Origin of the sequence: Nonlabens sp. YIK11, assembly GCF_001413925.1 — a bacterium.
Lineage (GTDB): Bacteria > Bacteroidota > Bacteroidia > Flavobacteriales > Flavobacteriaceae > Nonlabens.
Genome location: NZ_LBMJ01000001.1, coordinates 1,258,838 through 1,281,564, shown reverse-complemented (window position 1 = coordinate 1,281,564; position 22,727 = coordinate 1,258,838). Strand labels below are relative to the sequence as shown.

The following is a 22,727-nucleotide window of genomic DNA, read 5'->3' as shown; positions in this document are numbered from 1 at the left end:
AAAAGCAGCCTAAAAGAGACTCAAAAAGCTGAAAAGCACCAACAAATGATTAGAATAGCAGTACAAAAATCAGGAAGATTATCAGACAAATCCCTTCAACTCTTGAAGGATTGTGGGATCAAATTTGATAACGGGACGCGCAAATTGAGTTCTAAAGCAAAGAATTTCCCTATCGAGATTTTGTTTCTACGTGATGACGACATCCCACAATATGTGGCGCAAGGAGTTGCAGATCTTGGAATCCTAGGATTGAATGAGGTTGAGGAAAAAGACCAAAAAGTCGATGTGATCAAGCAACTGGGTTTTGCTGGTTGTCGTTTGAGTCTCGCCGTTCAAAAAGATGTGGACTACACTGGTTTGGAATGGTTCAATGGTAAACGCGTAGCGAGTAGTTACACAACCATTGTCAAAAAGTTTTTTGCCGACAAAGGCATCAACGCCACGACTGAGGAAATCGGCGGATCTGTAGAAATCGCACCAGGAATAGGCCTGGCCGAAGGTATCTGCGACATCGTTTCTACTGGTTCTACACTTATCATGAACGGCTTGAAAGAAGTAGAAACCGTCATGTATAGTGAGGCAGTTCTCATATCCAACCCATCATTGAACAGCGAGAAAAAGGAACTGCTGGACAAGCTCATGTTCCGTATGGAAGCCGTCATGAATGCGGCTAAAAACAAGTACATTCTCTTGAACGCGCCCAACGATAAGATTGAAGAAATCTCAGCATTGTTGCCAGGAATGAAAAGCCCAACTGTGCTTCCATTGGCCGAAGAAGGTTGGTCAAGTCTACACAGTGTCATTGAAGAAAATGACTTTTGGAACGTCATCGACCAGTTAAAGGATGCTGGCGCACAGGGAATTCTCGTGAGTCCTATTGAAAAATTAATCGCCTGATGGAAATTATCATAAATCCGTCGCAAGCGCACCAACAATCACTTTTAGAGCGACCGCTCAAGCAACGCTCTGAAGTCGATCACGCGGTTAAAGAAATTATCCAACTCGTACGCGAGAATGGTGATGAGGCATTGATCGCTTTTGCAAAGCAATTTGATAAAGCAGAATTAAAAGACCTAAAAGTAAGTCCAACAGAAATTTCTCACGCCTCCACACAAGTGGATGAAAGTTTAAAAACTGCGATTCAAACGGCTTACGACAATATTTATAAATTCCATAAGGCGTGCTACACTCAAGATTATCCTGTGGTAGAAACCATGCCTGGAATGACCTGTTGGAGAAAATCACTGCCCATCCAAAAGGTAGGATTGTACATTCCGGGTGGCTCTGCTCCGCTTTTTTCTACCGTTTTGATGCTGGGAATTCCTGCTAAAATTGCTGGCAATAAACAGGTCGTTTTATGCAGTCCTACAGATGCAAACGGCAATATCAATTCAGTCGTGTTACACACGGCAAACCTATGCGGCATAACCGAAATCTATAAAGTTGGTGGCGCTCAAGCCATCGCCGCAATGACTTATGGAACTGAAAGTGTTCCCAACGTTTACAAGATTTTCGGCCCTGGAAATGCCTTTGTGACTCGCGCTAAGGAACTGGCTCAGCAAGAAGGCGTCGCGATCGACATGCCTGCTGGACCATCAGAGGTGTTGATCATTGCAGATGCCGCCGCAAACCCAGCTTTTGTGGCTTCAGATTTATTGGCTCAGGCAGAACATGGCCACGATTCCCAAGTGATTCTATTGACGGATTCTGAAGATCTTGCCCATGCTGTTAATGAGCAATTAGAAGTTCAATTGAGTTCGCTTTCGCGAAAGCAAACTGCCGAAGCTGCTCTGGAAAACAGCAAAACCATCGTGCTGGAAAGTATGGATCAATGTGTGGAGTGGTCTGATGTATATGCTCCAGAACACCTGATTATAAATACAGAAAATGCTGATGAAGTGGCTAACCAAATCGCGGTTGCAGGATCCATTTTTATAGGTTCGTTCACTTGTGAAAGTCTCGGCGATTATGCCAGCGGTACCAATCACACGTTGCCAACCTACGGCTATGCGCGTAATTATAGTGGCGTATCGGTAGATAGTTTTGTGAATAAGGTGACCTATCAAAAAGCAACGGCTCAAGGCATTCAAAATTTAGGGCCAGCTGTGGAAAAAATGGCCGCTGCCGAAGGTCTGGATGCGCACAAAAGTGCAGTGAGTGTGAGATTAAAAAGTTTAAATAATGATTAAATCGTACCTGAACGATTTTCCCCTTTGGGGAAATGTCCGCAGGACAAAGGGGCTTGGAGCATGAGTACATTCAATTTACAAAATATAGTTCGCAAGAACATCTGGAACTTAAAACCCTACTCCAGCGCCCGCAGTGAATTCCAACTCTACGGTAAAACCGATGGAGCTGACTTGACTTTACTTGATGCCAACGAGAACCCGAACGATCCAGCAATATTGGACATGGATTTGAAGATTCGCAATCTGAATCGTTATCCTGATCCACTGCAAAGCGATATCAAAGAAATCTTGAGCGAGCAAAAAGGAATTGCTACAGATCAGATTTTTGTGGGTAACGGCAGCGATGAAGCGATTGATTTATTGTACCGCATTTTTTGCGAGCCAGGAAAAGATAGTGTGATTACGTGTCCGCCAACTTACGGGATGTACGAGGTGAGCGCTGCGATCAACGATGTTGACGTGGTTGAGTTTCCATTAACCAGCGACTTTTCTCTGGATATGGAAGAGATTTTAAAAAGTGACGCTTTCGCGAAAGCGAAACTCCTATGGATCTGCTCTCCTAATAATCCAACAGGAAATGCACTCCTAAAAGCTGATTTACAACACGATTGGCAAGCAGAAAATTATACCAAAGGTGGAATGATGGACATGCCGTATGCACCAGAATTTGAACGGGAACTCAAGGAAAATAAACAGAATCTGGATCGTCTAATAGGTGGTTTTAATGGAATCGTAGTGGTTGATGAAGCCTATCAAGATTTTACCGAGAATCAAAGTTTCGTACGCAGACTGGATGATTATCCTAATCTTGTCGTCCTGCAAACCATGTCCAAAGCACATGGTATGGCTGGTGCGCGTACCGGTTTTGCTTTTGCATCACCAGAGATCATCGCTTTGTTCAACAAGACCAAACCTCCATATAATGTCAATGAGCTGTCTCAAACGGCAGTCTTGAAAGCATTACAACTCACAGATCAAACGGATCAACAGATAAGCGAAATCAAGTCCAACAGAGAAATGTTGAGCACCTTGCTGGAAGATCTGGAATACGTAGAAGAGGTTTATCCAAGCGAAGCCAATTTTATTTTGGCCAAAGTCAAAGATGCCAGCGCTGTGTATAATTATTTGAAAGATCAAGGCATTATCATACGTAATCGCAGCAGCCAGATCCCGAATACATTAAGGTTTACCGTGGGAACGACTCAGGAATGTGAAGTGTTGATGAAGACATTGAAAGAATATTGAATAATGATTAACGATTTTTGATTTCAGATTAATTCTGAATTCAAAATTCAAAATTCAGAATTGATTTTGAAAAAAGTACTATTTATAGATCGGGACGGGACCATCGTCAAGGAACCACCTACAGACTATCAACTGGATAGTTTTGAAAAGCTGGAGTTCTTGCCTATGGCGATTACCCAGTTGCATCGCATCGCGAGAGAATTGGATTATGAACTGGTGATGGTGACCAATCAGGATGGTTTGGGAACCGATAGTTTTCCAGAAAATACCTTTTGGCCAGTCCATAATTTGATGATGGATATTTTGGAAAAAGAAGGCGTGACTTTTAGCGAAGTCTTGATTGATCGATCTTTTCCAGAACAAAACGCGCCTACCCGCAAACCTCAAACTGGCTTGTTGACCCATTACATCAAGGGCAATTATGACCTGACCAACAGCTTTGTCATAGGCGATCGCAACAGCGATATGCAACTGGCAAAAAACTTAGGATGTAAAGGGATTCAATTACCATCTATAACTGATGCTTCGACTTTTGAAGACGAATTGGTGGTCTTAAAAACCGATTCTTGGAAAGAAATTTTTCAGTTTTTGCGAGGTCAACCACGCAAAGTGTCGGTGAGTAGAAAAACCAATGAAACCGACATCAACATCACGCTCAATCTGGACGGTTCTGGGAATGGAACCATCGATACAGGATTGAAGTTCTACGACCACATGCTGGAGCAATTGCAACGTCATGGTTCGCTGGATCTGGATATCAAGGTGGATGGCGATCTGGAAATCGACGAGCACCACACCATCGAGGATACCGCTATTGCGCTGGGTGACGCTTTCGCGAAAGCGTTATCCACTAAAAAAGGCATCAATAGATATGGATTTTTATTACCCATGGATGATTCCTTGGCCCAAGTGGCCGTAGATTTTGGAGGAAGGCCATGGATCGTTTGGGAAGCCGAATTCAAAAGAGAATATGTGGGCGACATGCCTACAGAATTGTTCTACCACTTCTTCAAATCCTTCAGTGATGCGGCAAAGTGCAACCTGAACATGAAGGTAGAAGGTGACAATGAACACCACAAAATCGAGTCGCTGTTTAAAGCTTTCGCGAAAGCGATAAAAATGGCAGTCAAACAAACAGGCGACGGTAAGTTGCCCAGCACCAAAGGCACGCTATGATTGCGATTGTAAAATATAACGCCGGTAATATAGGTAGCGTCACCAACGCACTCAATAGATTAGGCATTGAAAATAAGGTGACTGACGATCCTGCAGAATTGAAAGCGGCAGACAAAGTGATTTTTCCAGGCGTGGGCGAGGCTGGAACGGCGATGAAGTATTTGCGGGAACGAGAACTGGATCAAGTATTAATTAACCTAAAACAGCCGTTTCTTGGGATTTGTCTAGGCATGCAATTGATGTGCAACCATAGTGAAGAAGGTGACACTTCATGTCTCGGTATTTTTGATACAAACGTGAAGTTGTTCAAATCAACCGAGTTTAAAGTGCCGCACATGGGATGGAACAGTTTGAATACGGAATATCGATCAACGAATGACGAATTAAAAACAGATTCAAATCAAAAATCAAAAATCGTTAATCAGCAATCGTTAATCCTTCAAGGCTTACCGCAGCAGGCAGATGTGTACTACGTTCACTCCTATTATGCCGAGCTTTGCGAGGACACAGCAGCGGTTTGCGATTACATATTACCGTTTAGCAGCGTTTTGCAAAAAGATAATTTTTATGCAACCCAATTTCATCCAGAAAAGAGCGCTGGAGTTGGCGAGCAGTTATTAAAGAACTTTATAGAACTCTGATTCCTGTACACGCAGGAATCCGGCTGGTTGATTAACTAGCACCTGAATTAAACACTAACCGATTCCGCTATGCAGCGGAATGACATTACAATTAATCGTAGGTGATGGATTCCATGAGATTCCTGCCTGCGCAGGAATTTGGCTTATGAGAATAATACCAGCAATAGACATCATTGACGGGAAATGTGTGAGGCTTTCTCAAGGAGATTATAATCAAAAAACCGTTTATAATGAAGACCCGCTTGAGGTGGCCAAGGAATTTGAAGCCAATGGCATTCAATACCTTCACTTGGTAGATCTTGACGGTGCCAAAAGTGCCCACGTGGTGAACTGGAAAGTGCTGGAACGCATTGCGAGCCAGACAGGTTTGAAGGTGGATTTTGGCGGTGGCGTAAAAACCGATGAAGACATCAAGATGGTGTTTGAAAGCGGAGCCAAACAAGTAACTGGTGGTAGCATCGCCGTGAAGAATTCCGATACTTTTGAAGGATGGATCGAGAAATACGGCAGGAATAAGATTATACTCGGCGCCGATGCTAAAGATGGCATGATCGCCACACACGGCTGGCTGGAAAGCAGCGAGCTGGAAGTGGTGAAATTCATCAAGGAATGGAATAAAAAAGGCATTGAATACGTCATTTGTACCGACATTGCCAAAGACGGCATGCTCGCTGGACCCAGTTATGAATTGTATAAAGAAATCCTAGCCATTGAAACCACAAAACCAGCAGATGCTATTATTCCGTCCGCAGATGATTTTGAGAATGGTATCAAGCTGATAGCTTCTGGAGGTGTTGCGGTGGCAGATGATTTACATCGCTTACGCGAAATGGGTTGTGAAGGAGCTATTGTGGGCAAAGCCTTTTATGAAGGTAGAATTAGTTTTAAGGAGTTGAGAGAGTTTATATGAGCCTGAAAAAAAGAATCATACCGTGTCTGGATATCAAAGACGGTCGCACCGTTAAAGGAATCAACTTTGTGGGGTTGCGAGACGCTGGCGATCCAGTCCAACTGGCGCAGCAATATGCAGATCAAGGTGCAGATGAGTTGTGCTTTCTGGACATCACGGCCACCGTAGAAAAAAGAGATACTTTGGTACCGCTTGTTAGAGAAATCGCAGCGGTATTGAACATACCGTTTACCGTTGGTGGTGGCATCAACGACGTGAAACTCGCCAAAGAAATCATCAAAGCTGGAGCTGATAAAATCGCCGTGAATAGCGCAGCGGTTCATAGACCTGAATTGATCAATGAACTGGCTGCAGAGTTGGGAAATCAGTGTGTGGTGGTGGCCGTGGATACGAAAAGGATTGCGAAAAATGACCAACAGATTCCGGGTCAAGCCCGGAATGACAACTATACTGACAAAGTCTTTGTCTCTGGCGGTAGAACCGAAACCGATAAAGAAACTATAGCCTGGTGCATTGAATGTGAGCAGCGAGGTGCAGGAGAAATCTTGCTGACGAGCATGGACCACGACGGAACCAAAAACGGATTTGCGTTGGAGATCACAGATACGCTTTCGCGAAAGCTAAACATTCCCATCATCGCCTCTGGTGGCGGTGGCACGGCAGAGCACTTTGAAGAATTATTCAAAGACACGCATGCCAGTGCTGGCCTTGCGGCAAGCATCTTCCATTTTGGAGAATTGCCCGTGCCGGTATTGAAAAAGCAATTGGCTGAAGCTGGAATCGCGATTCGTATTCCTGCTAAAGCAAAAATCTGAATTTGAGTAGTTGTAATACCTAACCGTCCTGCGACGGCTGGATAAATTAAGAACATTGTAGTCGGGAATAGAAGATTTCCGACTGCGCATAAAAACAGAAGGTGTTAAATCCAAGAGGTTTCCACCTTCAAGTGAATAATTATGAAATTAGATTGGAATAAAGGAGAAAACGGATTGCTACCGGTCATCGTTCAAGATGCTACCAGCAAGCAAGTGTTGATGTTGGGCTACATGAACAAAGAAGCATTTGAAAAGACCAAGGCAGAAAAGAGAGTGACCTTCTACTCGCGCAGCAAAAAACGCTTATGGACCAAAGGTGAGTCTTCAGAAAATTATCTGGATGTGGTCAGCATTTCTAACGACTGTGATCAAGACGCTATTCTAATCATGGCAAATGCTCACGGGCCAACATGCCACACGGGTGAGACTTCTTGTTTTCAAGCTGGTGAAGAAATTCACTTTCCTTCCTCGCCGGCAGGCAGGCGCGAAAGCGAGATCCTGAAAAAAGTTAAAGATGACAAGTTCACCATCAACGATCTGGAAAAAACCATTCATCAAAGAATCGATGATCAAGTAGAAGGATCCTACACGTACTCTTTGATTCAAAAAGGAATCAATAAAGTAGCCCAAAAAGTAGGTGAAGAAGCCGTTGAAACGGTGATTGATGCCATCAACGGTAAAGAGGAAGATTTTCTTTATGAGGCTGGTGACTTGATGTATCATTATCTAGTACTACTTAAAGCCAAAGGTTTCTCACTGGCTGATATCGAAGCAGAGCTTGCCAAACGCCATAAAAAATAATAAGCCGCAACTTCCCTAAGGCTGCGGCTCTTTCCAATTCTAAGACCTCTTAAGTTCCCCTAGATCATAAAGGCATATAGAATAGTTAGTCAACAAATCAATCTTGATATTGATACACCAGGTGATTCATTTGGTCATCAATAAATTTGGATCCAGATAGGTAAAGTGCATCGGCAAATTTTTGGCCGTCGACCTCAACCATTTTGGCATTTTCAGAAATAGTACTGGTCCACGTGGTTACTTTGTAGATAGCATTTTCATAGCTTGTTGCTGCCGCACCGCGGTTGAAGGATTCTACTTTAGTATCTTCAATGACGCCACCTATGTAGATAGACTTTGCCAGATAACCCTTCCAAAGTACCTTCTTGAGTCCAGAACCTTGTGCCACGTTAAAGTCGGTTTCAAGCATATAATAATCTTCTTTTCCTCTGGAGCCAAAACCACCACTAGATGGTGCAGATATGGCCTTGTTCCCTAAAGACAAATTAGTTTTGATCACCGCATTGGCACCAGCAAGACCAGATAACCAGCTACCACCGGTTTCACTCCAGCTCATAACCAGATTGATTTCCAAAATGATGGCATCATCCAGGTCTTTGGATAAAGCGTTGTTCCCACCAGAAGCCAATTTCCCAAGAGATTTCAAACCTGAAAACATACCTTGCTTTTTGGAATCACCTTTTTCGGCGACCTTTTCACTGGCCAAGCCGTTAAATTGGGTAGGAATAATTTCCAGCATTCCAGGGTTTACACTTTCGCGCAACACAGGTCCTTTCAGTGGTACTGCTTTTTTGTAAAAATCTGTGGCAGCAGCCTTGTCCACTCCTATGATGTTGAAACCTTTTGCTTGTAGGTCTGAAACCATGTCCGCATAAAGTTGATCCACTTTTTGCTGGAGCAGGTCAGCATTTACTCCTTTAAGACCTAGGGCCGCTTGAGAAGTTGCTTCTGCCCTACCTTTTCCTCTAAACTCGCGTTTTGCTTTGTAGTCAATATCTTCCCGGTACACCTCAACCAGCACGTTGAAGTTAGCGATGTAGACATCCTTTGAGGCCTTCTTCTTAGGCTTGACACCTAGATAGTCCACTTTGGTCTTAAAGTCGGAGAGCGTTTGAGCACTAACGCCATAACCCAAAAGGACAAAACAGCAAATCCATAAAATATTCTTCATGATTTATATTTTTAAAGTTGTTCAAATATCGCTTTCGCGAAAGCGTAATATCAATAAGGCAACTGTCGTATTCTACTAGGGCTCATCAATTAACTTGAACTTAACCGCAATTAATTGTACATACAATAACTTTGAGAAAAATCAGAAAAATGAGCGATAAACAAGAATTATTAGAACCTATAAAAATTGGAGCCGTAGCATTGAAAAACCGTGTGGTAATGGCACCCATGACCAGATGTCGTGCTACTAACGAGCATCAAGCTCCAGAACAAAAACACGTCGATTACTACACACAACGTGCCGGTGCAGGATTGATCATTACAGAAGGCAGCGAGGTATCAGAAAAAGCAAGAGGTTATCCTTTTGTCGCAGGTATTTTTAACGATGCCCAGGTAGAAGGCTGGAAAAAAGTAGTCAAAAGTGTTCACGATGCAGATGGGAAAATCTTTTTACAGCTGTGGCATGTAGGCCGTACCTCATTGCCAGATTACCATGACGGACAATTGCCATGGGCACCTAGTGCCGTGAATCCAGATACGGAACTGCGCAACGCCAAAGGTGAGAAGAAACAAACCGTGACGCCACATGCGATGAGCAAGGAAGAAATCCAACAAACCGTAGGCGAGTTTAGACACGCCGCAGCAAATGCTAAAAAAGCCGGTTTTGATGGTGTAGAGATTCACAGTTCCAATGGTTACTTGATCCACCAGTTCTTCAACAACAAATCCAATGTACGTACAGATGAGTACGGCGGTACCAATGAAAATCGGGCACGTTTTTTCTTTGAAGTGCTTGAGGCCGTCAAAGAAAGCTGGCCAGAAAACCGCATAGGTTGTCGTTTGAATCCATCCTTACATGGTGTATTTGGAATTGAAGGAACACCAGATACGATTCCATTCTTTGAATATTTGATCGACCGCTTGAACAACTTTGATCTTGCCTATGTCCACTTGTCAGAACCGTTTACAGATGTGAGCGACGTCGACTTTTTAGAAACAGACATTGCCAAACATTTTAGACCTATTTACAAAGGCAATTTGATGATCAATAGTGAATTTGATCGCGAGTCGGGAAATAAGGTCATTGCAGACGGTCATGCAGACCTAGTCGCTTATGGTAAATTGTTTATCTCTAATCCAGACCTGCCACACAGGTTTGAATTGAAAGCAGAAACTGCAGAATGGGATCAAAACACGTTTTATTCCCAAGGCCGTGAAGGATATACAGATTATCCAACGCTTGAAGAACAAAAAGCCAGCTAAGCTCTAAGTCCCGTCAACAAAATATTGGGTAATTCCTTTTTAAGATCAGCTACTTCGGTAGCTGATTTTTTTGGTATCCATAAATAGATGGATCGTAAAGTGCTCAACAGATTGAACAGTATGGTTTCCACACTCAGGTTTTTGAACTCGCCGCTGGCGATACCTTCTTTGAGAATCTGCTTGAAGTCCAGTTCGTATTTCTTACGCGATGCGATGTATTCTTCATAGGCAGCTCCTTCCAGGTGCATCCAGTCGGTATTCAAGACCGCGAGAGCATCGGTGTTTTCCACTGCTATTTTGATGTGTAGAGCTATGAGTTGTTCCGCTTTCGCGAAAGCGGTACCATCATCCTTCTTCACCGCATCCATTCCAGCCGTGAATTTGCGAGCCACCTCTAGAATCAACTGCTCCAGGATTTCCTGCTTACCCGAAATATGGTTGTAGAGACTTGCCGCCTTGATATCCATGGCTGCCGCAAGATCCCGCATGGTAACAGCGCTATAACCTCGTTGCTTAAAAAGTTGCGCCGCGGTGCGCACGATCTGTTTTTTACGAGTAGTCATGGCCACAAAGGTATGGCTTAATCAGATTTTAATTTAGCTTTGATCCTATGAAGAACGCCAGTGAGAAGATTGTCTCAAATCCCTTGATAGATAGGCTACCGCCGCATCTCAAGCAATTTATCAAGCCGCAAAATTATGAATTGTATACTGCTCAAGATCAAGCGGTATGGAGACACGTGATGCATAAAAATGTGGAATATTTATCGCAGGTAGCACATGGTTCTTATCTCAATGGCTTGAAAAAAACGGGAATCTCCATCGATGAAATTCCTTCTATGTATGGCATGAACCGCATCCTCAAGGATATAGGTTGGGCAGCTGTTGCTGTGGATGGTTTCATTCCGCCAGCGGCATTTATGGAATTCCAGGCGTATAAAATTCTAGTGATTGCAGCAGATATACGTCAGTTTGAAAATATCGAATACACGCCAGCACCAGATATTATTCATGAAGCCGCAGGACACGCACCAATTATCGCCAGTCCTGATTATGCAGAATATTTAAGGCGTTTTGGCGAGGTAGGCAGCAAGGCTATTTCAAGTGCACATGATCATGATGTTTATGAGGCTGTAAGAGAATTGTCAATTTTAAAAGAGTTACGCTCTGATCAAGAGAACCACGAGCTACAGGAAAAAATAAAAAATGCCGAAGCTCGAATCGTCGAACTCCAAAACAAAAAAGTGGCACCCAGCGAGATGGCGTTGATTAGAAATCTGCACTGGTGGACCGTGGAATACGGACTTGTGGGAACACTGGACAATCCTAAGCTTTATGGCGCTGGTCTGCTTTCCAGCATAGGAGAAAGTAAAAGCTGTCTGGATCCTGAAGTCGAGAAACGTCCCTATACCATCGATGCTGCCTACCAGGATTTTGATATCACGCGCAAACAACCACATCTTTATGTGACACCAGACTTTGCTCAGTTGAGCGAAGTATTGGAAGAATTTGCCAATACCATGGCAGTGCGCAAAGGCGGTTATCGAGGCCTGCAAAAACTGATAGACTCCAAGTCACTGGGAACTATTGAACTAAGCACTGGTTTGCAGGTTTCAGGAGTTTTTAAAAGGATGATCAAGAATGAAGATAACGAGGTCATCTTTTTTGCAACCCAAGGAAAAACAGCGCTCGCCTATCGCGATAAGGAATTGATAGGTCACGGTGCGGCCACCCACAAAAACGGATTTTTGTCGCCTATAGGGAAACTCAAGGGAATCAACCTTGCGATAGAAGATATGGGACCGCGTGACCTACAGGCATACAACTTTTACGACAACGAGCGCATTGAATTTACCTTTGAGAGTGGCATACGTGTAGAGGGCTTGAATGTCACCGGTATGCGTAATATTCACGGTAAATTGATCTTGATCCAGTTTACGGATTGTACCGTGACCTACAAGGATGAGATTCTATTTGCGCCCAGCGACGGCATGCTAAATCTCGCCGTAGGTAAGGAAATCGTTAGTGCCTTTGCTGGCCCGGCAGATCATCACAGTTTTGATCTCATATTTCACGCCGTGCCTGCCGGCAGGCAGGAGAGCGACACTAAGACTATCAAGCCTCAATACTCCAAACGTGAACTTGCGATCCATGAGCTCTATCACAAGTTGAGAACCTATCGAGAGGACGATAAAATCAATGTTTCTGTATTGGAAAAAATGAAACTTCAGGTCATGGAGCATTATCCAGAGCAGTGGTTGCTTGTCCACGAGATTGATGAATTGTTGCAGTAAAGTCGTTAGTTAATTCGCTTTCGCGAAAGCGGAATAATCTTCATCCTGATCACATATTTTCAGTTTGATATTTATGTAGGTTTACTATATTTAGTGTACCCAACCTACCGAAAATGAAACCATTACCCATTCTATTATTTTTAATGGGATGTTGCCTTTACGCACAAAACCCCATGACGCCACTGGAGTCTGCTCGTGTCGCTCTCCAGCAATCCAAAGAACCACAAGATAGTATTAAGGCCTACCAAGACCTGGCTTGGTATAGTCAAACCATGTTTATTGATTCGTCATTCTATTATAATGATCGTGCGCAAGTCATTATTGATAGAATTAAAGACACTCTAGGTGGCCTTACCAACATTAAGGAAAAAGCAGGTTACCTATATCGCTCTGGACAGTATGACAAGGCGATCCAGTCTTACATCAATGCCAGGTCACAATATCAAAAACTGGGCGATTCCTTAAACGTTGCAAAAATCAACAGTAATCTAGGTGCCGTCTATCAAACCTCATCGAGGCCTCAAGAAGCGATGAAGCAATACATCATGGCGTTAAAGTTCTTTGAGAGTGATCCTCAATTCGACCCCATTACGGCTAGCACGCTTACCAATATAGGCGTCCTGCACAATTCCATGGCAAATCGCAAACAGGCCATGGAATACTTTAAACGGGCAGAGCGAATTATAGATCAAGGGAATGATGTCATCCAGAAAGCCAATCTAAAAATGAACATGGGCGGCTGGTACATCAATGAGAAGCAAATGGATCTGGCTAAAGAGTACCTGGAAGAGGCTCGCGAACTTGCCATCGCAGGTAATAACTACACAGCGCTGGCAGCGGTAGACCAAAACCTGGGATTGATTGCCACAGACGAGAAAAAATTTGAAGACGCCTTGGTGTACTTTACAGAATCCCTTTCCATCAAACAGCAATTGGGTGATATGAATGAGGCTGCCACTTCGCAAGTTAGTCTGGCCACCATTCAAACAGAACTGGGAAATTACGATGCTGCCATTACGAATTTGAGAGAAGCAATTTCCATATTCGAAAAAAATAAAAACGAAGAGCGACTACTCATTGCTTATCCATCTTTGAACGTAGCTTATATCTATGCCAATGAAAAAGACAGTGCCTTTGTCTATCTGGACAAATACACATCGCTAAGGCAAAAAATGGCCGAGGATGATATCGCAGGCATCACCCTTGAGCTCGACAAAAAATATCAAACTGAAAAGAAAGACCGAGAACTAGCGGAACAGAAATCGGCTATTTTGCAGAAGGAACTAGAAGCTAAGCAGCGCAATCTTTATCTCATTCTATTGGGATTGGGACTGTTCTTTGCCGTGATCATAGGCTGGCTTATCATACGTCAAAAAACACTAAAGAATAACCAACTGCGACAAGAAAGCAAATTGAAAGCAGCCCAAGCCGAAATCGAGAAACAAAACAGCCTGCAAGAGCAGCGTCTTAGTATTTCGCGCGACCTACATGATAATATTGGATCCCAACTAACCTTTCTTATAAGCAGCATGGACAGTTTGCGCTATGCCAAACAGGTCGCACCGGAGACCGCCAATGATAAATTGGAAAACTTAAGTCAATTCACCCGCAAGACCATAGGCGAGTTGCGAGATACCATCTGGGCTATGAATCATGATGAGATCTCATTCCAAGATCTTCAGGAGCGATTGACGTCTCACATCAACACGGCAAATCAAGCATCTGCAACGACTCAAATTTTACTCAATATTGATCCTGAGATCAATAAAGCGCATTCTTTTGACTCTGTAAAAGGCATGCATATTTTCCGTTTGATACAGGAAGCAATCAACAATTCCATCAAATATTCGGGTAGCGATACCATCCACATTGATTTTGAAAAAGCAGACCTCAATGGTAAGAATGCCTTCAAAGTCACGATCAAGGATGATGGAAAAGGATTTGATCCTGATCAGGTGCCGTCAGGAAACGGCATGCGCTACATGAAAGAACGCGCAGAAGCTATTGAAGCAGATTTTAACTTGACTTCAAGTCCTGAGAATGGAACCTCGGTAATTGCCGTGGTGCCTTGCTAGATAAGATTGTTGTTGCGTGCCTTTTCTACTGCTTCCATTTTTGAGTGTACTTGCAGCTTTTTATAGATGTTCTCAATATGCTTGCGGACAGTGCTGGGTGACAAGATTAAATTGTCTGCAATCTTTGTATAACTCAATCCTTGTGCAAGTTGCTCCAGCACTTCGGTTTCTCGGGTTGATAGATCGTATTCCTTATCGTCTTTATGTTCTATGCTTTTGGGATTGCGCAGCAGTCGTAAGGTCTTCATCGCGATGGATGGCGTCATGGCCGCGCCGCCGTCCAGCGTTTCCAGTATTCCGTTTTTGAGGGATTCTGGGTCGACCTCTTTTAACAAGTAACCATCTGCACCTGCCTGGATCGCGTTGAAGATGTGGTCATCATTATCAAAAACGGTCAACATGATGATCTTGATATGTGGATACCTACTTTTTACCAGCGCGGTAGCCTCTACACCATTCATTACCGGCATTTCAATATCCATAAGGATCAAATCAATATGGCTGTGCTTTTCCAATTTCTCTAGGACGTCCTTACCGTGAATCGCCGTAAAACGCAGATCAAAATCATCAAAAAAAGATAGCTTTTCTTTAGTCGCATGAATCAGGAACGAGTTGTCGTCGACAATGGCATAACGTATTTTCATAAAGGTAACTGGTTAGTTATTTGAAAGATATGTAAATAATCGAATAAACATCTGCACATTTTCTATCACGATTTTCAGGCTATCGCGATACATTTTAGGTAGGCTTTTGGAGTCTTCAGAAACTACTTGATTCCATCGTAGCAGCAAGCTGCCATAATCTTTGAGATGTTGCTGTTGTAGATGATCACGTTGTTGCAGACGATGTATTTCCAGATAGGCAGTATCTAGCTTTGAGATTATAATTTGGTTGAGTTCGCTTTCGCGAAAGCGATCTATTTCCAGACCAACTGCTATACCAGAGCCTACCAGAAAAAGTACCAACATCAGTAAATATTCCAGTTGTGCCGGGTCAAAAGCAGCCATCGCTATGTGAGTTGCAGCCATCATCGTTGATTATCTCGCCACGCGCATCTGGAACATGAGGTCAAAATCTGTGGAACCTACTTCTTGACCGTCGGCATAAAAAAGTCTTCTAAAAATCATCCTACCGTCGCCGTTAGTGACCACATAACGCTTTGTCCAGTCGGGAAATCTCGTGTCGCGAGATTCTGAGGCGTACATGAGTTTATCGTGCTGGCGGTAGGTTTCACGCATCCATCGAGCAAAGGCAGATGGATCTTTGGCGCGTTGTTGCAGTAGTTTTTGAACCTCAGCAATGGAATTGTCGCTTTCAAAACCTATTCCCATTAGATTTACGTCAGACTCGTGATAGACCGCTCTATTCTCGCCTTCCATGGTAGAGAAAAGCGGTTTGCCACCTGCATAGAATACATATTTGGTCTGGAGTTCAGCGGTTGTGAAATCACCTTCTACCTGAGTGACACAGTACAATTCACCGTTTTTATATTCAAAATCAGTCTTGATCTCAAAACCGGTCTTGTTGACCGTGTGGATGTTACTTATCCTATTTTGTGAATCGTAACGATAGGTCGTGGTATAATTGGTATACACGCCTGTGCCTGTTTCTTTAACAAGCCTACCAGCGGCATCGTGTTCATAAACGACATTGGTATTGAAGTTGGCCGCACTAGCCGTTTTGACCAGACTGTCCAACTGCTGACCTTTATATTTATAATCCATCAAGGTCTCGCTGGCATAATCGCCCATGATGCGTAGGTATTCTTTATCTAGAAGACCTTGCTCATTAAAAATGAGCACCTTGAGCGATGTAGGTTGATAGCCAGTACTATCTGCTTGATAATAGACGGCTTCAGTTTTGGTGACTTTCTTCTCAAATCCATAATCTGCTTGATGGATGAGCGGCAACATTTGATGCAGGTTGGCATCTTTTTCATAGGATGGTTGGGAGTATGCTTTCGCGAAAGCGAAGAACACCCATAGAAAGAATACGTTTTTCATACCTTACTGTTTTCATCAAAATTGAAATTAAATCATGCGTGAACCTATAAGGCAATTGCCTTAATCACTGTGCATTGGCAAAATCGATATGTGCGCTAAAGTTTTTCCAACTGTGTAGGCAAAGAAGCCAGCCAATCCGGATCTGGAAGCTTACTTCCTTTAACGGTTCCATCGCTGTGATAAATGATCCCGGTGTCAATCCAGCGCAACGGCTGGCGTAAACTAGCGCCGAAGATTTTGGTCTTGGCCGTCCATGGTAACGTGTCATTATAAAAAGTCTGCTCTTCAAGGGTCCAACCCGTGTAGGATTTTTGAAAATGATCAAATGGACTTTCTATGACTGAAGGACTCGACCTTGCGCTTCTTAGCATCTTGCGGGCTTCTTTCAGTTCTTCATGTATGGTCTCAGGATTGGTCTGTTCGATAACCCCTTTTTCTGTACTCAAATAGCTCATCTCGCCATTGGCAAGATTAAAGGCTGCGTAAGGCTTATCGTCCTCATGGAATAGCACTACAAAATCCTTGATGATTTTTCCTGAAAGGATTCCAGTGACGGTTTCTCGTTGTTCCAGCAATTTCCCGCTGTCATTGTATTTGAACCTGGTGATGGATTTCCCCATAAATCCATCTTCTATTATGGAATCCAGCCGATTTTTACGGTCGTAATAGTAAACCTCTTGCTGATAGCGGCCCACGAGACCGTCACGACGGTAGAGCGTGTCTATTTTTCCAGAAGATGAATTGACGGTAACGATGTTTTGTAATACATCTTTGCTATAGGTGTAATGGCGCACCAGATCGTCGTGATGAAATTCCTTGATCTGACCTGCTTTATCAAACACTAGCTTATGAGCTGGCCTGCGCTGGGCCAAGGATCCATCCGCAGTGATTTTCCACTCAAATTCTATAACCGAATCCACAGGTTTTGAGAGCTCAAATTGCGAAAGTCTCGTTTTTTGAGGTAAGTAGGATTTGATGGTTTGGGCCTGTAGTGAGTTCGCTTTCGCGAAAGCGAGAAACATGAATATCACTATAACTTTTTTCATGTGCTATGATTTAAAAACGGCTTTTCAACGTTAGTAATACGTAACAACTCTTTTAGTCACACCACCATTCTCGACGCTTTGCTTTGTCCAGTTGCCATGCTTATCAAAAATGTAGCTGTAATGGGTGGTCTCACCGTACAAACTAGAAGAGCGCATGATACCGTCCTTGTAAGTGTAAACCTGTGGTTGCGGGTTGTTGGTACTTTCAATCGTGATTTTAAGGGTGTTATCCTCCAACGTCTCGTAGTGGTAAGTATCCTTTGAAATGGGGTCGTCGCCATAGGTGTAGTGCCAGGTGGTAACGCGTCCCAAATCGTCATAAGTGTAGGTAGTGCGATAAGGAATACCGTTTTCAACTCCATGGCTGCCTGCTAGAAGTCCGCTTTTATAATAGGTGAAATACTCCACATCATCACTGCCGTTATAGGTCATTTTTTCTATTTGTCCCTGCTCATTTTTGTAATAGGTATATTCCACATCGCCAGTAGTGAGTTTGATGTAGTTAGCCGTGTGCAGGTATGTATCATGAGAGCTTTCGGTGAGGTATCCTTCCTTGTTGAAATGGTCATCGCCAGCTCGTTTCACGTTTCCTTTCAATGCCAAGTCTGATTTATGAAAAAAGGCCACCACGGGATTCATGGGAGCACCATCATGCACTTGCGCAACTCTTACCGCAGAATATTCCACAGTTTCGCCACAAGAGCGGAATAAACCTTTTTGTGTGAAGGCAAGAAAGATCGCGAGAATGATAAGCTGTTTCATGACTTGGATTATTTCACAAATGTTTGACCTGTGTGTTTTGCCAATGCATAGTTTCCAGGAGTCTTTGAAGAATAGTTGGCCAGATAGTAGGCCGGCTTTTCATTGATGTAGAAATGTGCGTTGCCGGCTTTATCCAGATAATATTTGAAAGTGCCCAATTTGATGTATTCACCGTTTGAAAAAAGGGTCACTCCTTTTTCGTTTTTGTGGATCCAGTCGTTTGCTGAGTACGTATAACTCGCACCAAAACGGCTGTTGTTTTTATTTTCTACATCTACAAAAATGGTCTTGTTGAGCTTTTTGAGATATACCAGCCAGCGACCTGGTTGTACCACGGTCACCGCATAATCTGCTGGCGGGATCGTGGCGCCGTTATTATAAAAGTAGGCGGCTTTTCCATCCTTATACATTACGATCACCTCGTTTTCCTTTGCTATACGTCTGGCATTTGCAACACCATCCATTTCAATGTTCTTGTAATCTGAGATTACAAAATCTTCCAAGCCATAACCAAACAGCAGGTCCATATCGCCTAGGGCTATTGTGAAGTACTTGGGATTTTCAATACGCAGCCCGTTTTGGTAAAATTGAAAGGTGGTTTCTCCTGTTTTCTTAACCTCTATGGTCGCATTTTTATTAAAGGGTACAGTCTCTACACTACCAGCAGATTCTGATTTTTTAGGTTTAAAATCAAAAAGCTTCTCGCCATTGTATTTTCTACCCAGGTAGAGTTTCTTCTCTGTATTGGAGGAGCTGCCAGTGAGGACATAAACCGGTTTGCCCGCTTTCATAAAAACAAAATCTCCGTTTTCAATAGTCTTCCAGCTGGTGTTGGAATAATCCTCCATCAAGACACCATTCTCTATGATCTGGAATTCATTTTTTTGAGGATCCTGACCATAAGCCATGTAGTCACCTATTTTTAACTCTGCGTTATAAAATCCGTTTTCAGATTTATAATCGGGAACTGTGTAATGTCTTTGCAGCGTGCTATCTACCACGTAATAGCTGTTGCCATAATAGCGGCCTTTAAAGTTTTTCAAGGGTGTGCCCCTATCATAAAGCTTAATATATCCATCGTGATGTTCCATAACGTATGGGCTTCCTGCTGCTACTTCCGGCGCGATTCCTTTAACTCCTAAATCTTCGTTTGATACATAACCACCGTCACCCAGATAATAATGCTGTCCTACGTCAATGTAGAACAGGGCGCCGTTGCTGATGGATCTTCCGCCCATCCACTGTTTACTTACCGGGCGACCATGTAACATGACATAAGGGATCACTACTTTGCTGCCTTCCACAAAGGGTAGTTTTTCCCAGTTGAGCTTGCGGTCTTGAACGATCTTGTCCACATCGTCATAATAAACAATGCTGCGACCGGTAATGGTTGTGGTATATCGCGGATTGATGACTTTTTGAGTGATCCAATTACCCTTGTGGTCAAACGTGTACTCATATTTTATAGGTGGATCACTACCCCAGGATAGTTCCATTTGAAGACCATTCTTGAACTTTGTGGTACCATAATACGTTGTGCCATCGCTATTAGTGTTCGTGCTTGTCACCCACAACATATCTCCTTTCTGTTCATAGGTATACTGGGTGGTTTTTGTGGTTTTATCCTCTTTCCTGTAACTACTGGTTTCCATCAACCTCTTGCGGGAATCATATTTATAGCTGTGGATCCAGAATTGATTCTCTTCACGAGTCAGGCATTTTTGACTATCATAGGCGTAGTAGGTCGGTGAGTCTGAATAACTAGGCTTCTCTATGGTGATCAAGCCGTTTTTCATTTCTATAAAAGACTTTTTGTTAGCGATGGCTTCCTGTAAGCTGTAATCACTAGGTTTATATTCTTGTTTTCCATCTCTAGAATATTTTCTGTATTCCACACTATAAACAGATCCCTTGACGTTTCTGGCCGCTAATTCAGTGTAATATTGTCCCACGGGATTCATGGGAGCGTTGACCATGTCGATATGCACTTGCGCTTGTAGAAAGTCCGCTTTCGCGAAAGCGAATACCATTAAAATCAGTAAAACATGTTTCATGAGTTGGTTCTTTGAACCAAAATTGCCCTAAATCAACCATCGCTGAAATAGGGCAATTGACGTAAAGTCAATTTCAAGACCGCTCTAACGAAAACCAAATGGCCGTCACCAGCGCCAGTAACAGAGCCAAAATTTGAATAATGGCGATGCTCTTGATCCAGCGATGCCGCGGCTCACGTCTCCACAACATCAAGTTGAGCGCTACCGAGACCACAAAAAAGGGTAACGTGAAAAATAAATTGGCATAATAGAACCAGTACCATCCCGTAAGTAAGGCAAACACCGCCAGGACAAGTGAAGGTATCGCGAGTGCATTATTTTGATGGGTTCTATTTTTAAAAAGAACTTGAGATACTATGATGGAGATCACGAGAATAGCGCCGGCAATACTGCAGGTGGTTACCGCTAATTGAGAAGCGCTATTCATCAAAATTCTTGAGGCCGTATTGCTTTTTGGCGTCAGTGAGTAACTCGTCTAGAGTTGCTGTTTCCTTACCAGTAGTGACGCCTATTTTTTGATCATCTTCAAGGATATATTCAGTGATAAAGCCTTCAATTCTAGGCTTTTTGTCATATCCTTCATAGATCTCGATACGGGCGACTTCAAAGCCGTTGATCATCTTATAGGTATAGGGTCTAGTGTTAGTGGAACCATCCTTTTTCAAGGTGGTTTTGCTTATCAAGTTTCCCTTTTTGTATTTGAAGGTTTCTTGGGAGATGACCTGATCATTTTTGTCAAAAACCGTGTACTCTTCCGTTTTGCCTTTTTTGAGTTTAGTGACTCTTTTTTGCCACAGTCGGTCACCATCATACACGACTTGAATGGTCTGGTCTGGAAAATAGGAAGTTCTTGCCGTCAACTTATCATTGCCGTTATAGGAATCTTCCTGGCTTTTCTCTCCTTTTGCATTATAGGAAATAACCGTTTTAGGCGCGTAGGATCGGCTATGAGTGGCCGCCTCAGTTATCGTGACTGGATTGGTACCTGTATAGACATAGTCATACTCATATTTACCATCTGTCTTTGAACCGGTACGAAAGTGAATTCTATGTACCATTTGGTTTTTATCGTTATATGAGAGTTCATAGGAATCGGTACCACCACCTAATCCATAGGCCGTACGTTGGTAGATCAAATTACCTTTATTAAATTTATAGTTAACGGTCCTGCCGGCCTTCCAGCTTTTATTGTAGTTCTGGAAATCGTACTGACGTTCACTTACACCTATGGTTTTCTCTGGAAAATCATACTCACTTAGTTGGAGTTTTTCCTGAGCGATACTGGTCCATCCTATAAAAAGAAAGAACAAACTGGCTAGAGCTACTTTCATATATTGAAAATTTAAGAGGTTGATTGAAAAATTACTGGCGCTGTTTAGAGTTTTGCTTGATAAAAGCTTCATCCACCACCACATCACCACTCACGGTTCCATCTGCATAAGTAATCTTGCGGAAGTAATATTTATGCACCGATGGATCATGCTGAGGTTTATAAATCGCTGCGGTCCAGTCGCCTTTTTTGTTGGTTTTTGAAACAGACAGCGGTGCCTTCCTGTCAGATTCAGTAAGTTGGGAACTGATGAACTTGTTATAAGCCGCCACATCACTTACCGCTAGGTCTTTAAGTTTTCGAACATTAGAACCTGCTTTATCCAAGTCGAAAAATTTACTGGTCCCATCAAACGGATATAAGTAGGCCTCTACATACGGGCTATCGTCCTTATTTTTAAAAAGGATCTGATCCTTGTAAAAAACAAAATAATCACTAGACGGCGTCGACTCAATCGTAGTCACGGGACCGTAATACCTATAATAATCCTTTTTATCACTTTGTTGTGGATAATAAGTCTGGCTCAACCTACCGTTTTCATACATAAAATGAGCGGTGCCAATTGACTTGATCTGCCCATCATTGTTGACGATATAGTCAATCTTATTAGCACCATAATTGGAACCGGACATCTCGCCTACCAGCTTGCCGTTTTTATAGTTGTACTCAACGCCTTTCTGGATAAATTGGTTTTGATCCACATACTGCTTGATCGTGCCATTATCGTTAAAAACGTAACCCTTAAATTCCAGCGGCACCACTTTTTCCTCTTTGTCTCTCTCATAAACCGCAATCTCAATCTGCTTTACGGGTGCTTTGACATCGTAGTGTTCCCAGGAAACCTCCACAGGTTTGAACGGCATTTTAAAGTCATTAAGTATGATGTGTTGTGCTTGTAGGGAGTTCGCTTTCGCGAAAGCGAAAACCATCAACATCGCTGCTATCTTTTTCATC

22 protein-coding genes are annotated in these 22,727 nt (G+C 43.0%); 11 read left to right on the top strand and 11 right to left on the bottom strand.

The annotated features are described in order from the left end of the window. Positions 1-45: 45 nt before the first annotated feature. The 8 genes from hisG (at position 46) to hisIE (ending at position 7,777) form a co-directional block, all read left to right on the top strand. Positions 46-897, top strand: coding sequence for an ATP phosphoribosyltransferase (gene hisG, locus AAU57_RS05720; RefSeq protein ID WP_055412003.1), 852 nt, complete (start codon positions 46-48; stop codon positions 895-897). Beyond that, a complete protein-coding gene (hisD, locus tag AAU57_RS05715; RefSeq protein WP_055412002.1) occupies positions 897-2,189 on the top strand; it encodes a histidinol dehydrogenase in 1,293 nt (430 codons plus the stop codon). The genes hisG and hisD overlap by 1 nt, the downstream gene beginning before the upstream one ends. A gap of 60 nt (positions 2,190-2,249) precedes the next feature. After that, positions 2,250-3,434 (top strand): pyridoxal phosphate-dependent aminotransferase, encoded by a 1,185-nt coding sequence (locus AAU57_RS05710; protein WP_055412001.1) that lies wholly within the window; start codon positions 2,250-2,252, stop codon positions 3,432-3,434. 66 nt (positions 3,435-3,500) lie between these two features. After that, entirely contained in the window at positions 3,501-4,610 is a 1,110-nt protein-coding gene (gene hisB, locus AAU57_RS05705) for a bifunctional histidinol-phosphatase/imidazoleglycerol-phosphate dehydratase HisB (RefSeq protein ID WP_055412000.1), read from the top strand. Continuing rightward, entirely contained in the window at positions 4,607-5,251 is a 645-nt protein-coding gene (hisH, locus tag AAU57_RS05700) for an imidazole glycerol phosphate synthase subunit HisH (protein WP_055411999.1), read from the top strand. Before hisB ends, hisH begins: the two co-directional genes overlap by 4 nt. Positions 5,252-5,396: 145 nt before the next feature. Further along, positions 5,397-6,161, top strand: coding sequence for a 1-(5-phosphoribosyl)-5-[(5-phosphoribosylamino)methylideneamino]imidazole-4-carboxamide isomerase (gene hisA, locus AAU57_RS05695; protein ID WP_055413685.1), 765 nt, complete (start codon positions 5,397-5,399; stop codon positions 6,159-6,161). Next, positions 6,158-6,976, top strand: a complete 819-nt coding sequence (gene hisF, locus AAU57_RS05690; RefSeq protein ID WP_055411998.1) for an imidazole glycerol phosphate synthase subunit HisF — start codon at positions 6,158-6,160, stop codon at positions 6,974-6,976. The genes hisA and hisF overlap by 4 nt, the downstream gene beginning before the upstream one ends. 141 nt (positions 6,977-7,117) lie before the next feature. Next, positions 7,118-7,777, top strand: coding sequence for a bifunctional phosphoribosyl-AMP cyclohydrolase/phosphoribosyl-ATP diphosphatase HisIE (gene hisIE, locus AAU57_RS05685; protein WP_055411997.1), 660 nt, complete (start codon positions 7,118-7,120; stop codon positions 7,775-7,777). Between the two features lie 97 nt (positions 7,778-7,874). Here the strand turns inward: hisIE and AAU57_RS05680 are convergent, their stop codons facing one another. Beyond that, positions 7,875-8,948, bottom strand: coding sequence for a hypothetical protein (locus AAU57_RS05680; protein ID WP_055411996.1), 1,074 nt, complete (start codon positions 8,946-8,948; stop codon positions 7,875-7,877). A gap of 149 nt (positions 8,949-9,097) precedes the next feature. Here AAU57_RS05680 and AAU57_RS05675 point away from each other — a divergent pair, with 149 nt between their 5' ends. Continuing rightward, the gene (locus AAU57_RS05675; RefSeq protein ID WP_055411995.1) at positions 9,098-10,210 is read left to right on the top strand and encodes an alkene reductase; all 1,113 of its coding nucleotides are present in this window, start codon (positions 9,098-9,100) and stop codon (positions 10,208-10,210) included. Here AAU57_RS05675 and AAU57_RS05670 read toward each other — a convergent pair. After that, positions 10,207-10,773, bottom strand: a complete 567-nt coding sequence (locus AAU57_RS05670) for a TetR/AcrR family transcriptional regulator (protein WP_055411994.1) — start codon at positions 10,771-10,773, stop codon at positions 10,207-10,209. The two genes, AAU57_RS05675 and AAU57_RS05670, sit on opposite strands and share 4 nt — an antisense overlap. Before the next feature lie 47 nt (positions 10,774-10,820). Here AAU57_RS05670 and AAU57_RS05665 point away from each other — a divergent pair, with 47 nt between their 5' ends. Then, a complete protein-coding gene (locus AAU57_RS05665; protein WP_055411993.1) occupies positions 10,821-12,503 on the top strand; it encodes an aromatic amino acid hydroxylase in 1,683 nt (560 codons plus the stop codon). A gap of 113 nt (positions 12,504-12,616) precedes the next feature. Then, positions 12,617-14,578, top strand: a complete 1,962-nt coding sequence (locus AAU57_RS05660; RefSeq protein WP_082438555.1) for a sensor histidine kinase — start codon at positions 12,617-12,619, stop codon at positions 14,576-14,578. Here AAU57_RS05660 and AAU57_RS05655 read toward each other — a convergent pair. From AAU57_RS05655 to AAU57_RS05615, 9 genes are all read right to left on the bottom strand, one after another. Then, positions 14,575-15,222 (bottom strand): response regulator, encoded by a 648-nt coding sequence (locus AAU57_RS05655; protein WP_055411991.1) that lies wholly within the window; start codon positions 15,220-15,222, stop codon positions 14,575-14,577. The two genes, AAU57_RS05660 and AAU57_RS05655, sit on opposite strands and share 4 nt — an antisense overlap. Before the next feature lie 12 nt (positions 15,223-15,234). Then, positions 15,235-15,606, bottom strand: a complete 372-nt coding sequence (locus AAU57_RS05650; RefSeq protein WP_156340005.1) for a hypothetical protein — start codon at positions 15,604-15,606, stop codon at positions 15,235-15,237. Positions 15,607-15,615: 9 nt separating this feature from the next. Next, positions 15,616-16,581: a hypothetical protein gene (locus AAU57_RS05645; protein ID WP_055411989.1), complete on the bottom strand. Its 966-nt coding sequence runs from the start codon at positions 16,579-16,581 to the stop codon at positions 15,616-15,618. 95 nt (positions 16,582-16,676) lie between these two features. Continuing rightward, the gene (locus AAU57_RS05640) at positions 16,677-17,627 is read right to left on the bottom strand and encodes a hypothetical protein (RefSeq protein ID WP_156340004.1); all 951 of its coding nucleotides are present in this window, start codon (positions 17,625-17,627) and stop codon (positions 16,677-16,679) included. A 30-nt stretch (positions 17,628-17,657) separates the two neighbouring features. After that, entirely contained in the window at positions 17,658-18,389 is a 732-nt protein-coding gene (locus tag AAU57_RS05635) for a hypothetical protein (protein WP_055411987.1), read from the bottom strand. Between the two features lie 8 nt (positions 18,390-18,397). Then, positions 18,398-20,443 carry a hypothetical protein gene (locus AAU57_RS05630; RefSeq protein WP_055411986.1) on the bottom strand — a complete coding sequence of 682 codons (2,046 nt, stop codon included), beginning with the start codon at positions 20,441-20,443 and terminating at the stop codon, positions 18,398-18,400. Positions 20,444-20,516: 73 nt separating this feature from the next. Next, entirely contained in the window at positions 20,517-20,870 is a 354-nt protein-coding gene (locus tag AAU57_RS05625; RefSeq protein ID WP_055411985.1) for a hypothetical protein, read from the bottom strand. Continuing rightward, complete coding sequence (locus AAU57_RS05620) at positions 20,863-21,774, bottom strand: hypothetical protein (protein WP_055411984.1); 912 nt, start codon at positions 21,772-21,774, stop codon at positions 20,863-20,865. The genes AAU57_RS05625 and AAU57_RS05620 overlap by 8 nt, the downstream gene beginning before the upstream one ends. A gap of 31 nt (positions 21,775-21,805) precedes the next feature. Further along, on the bottom strand, positions 21,806-22,726 hold the full coding sequence (locus AAU57_RS05615) for a hypothetical protein (RefSeq protein ID WP_055411983.1): 921 nt from the start codon (positions 22,724-22,726) through the stop codon (positions 21,806-21,808). Between the last annotated feature and the right edge of the window lies 1 nt (position 22,727).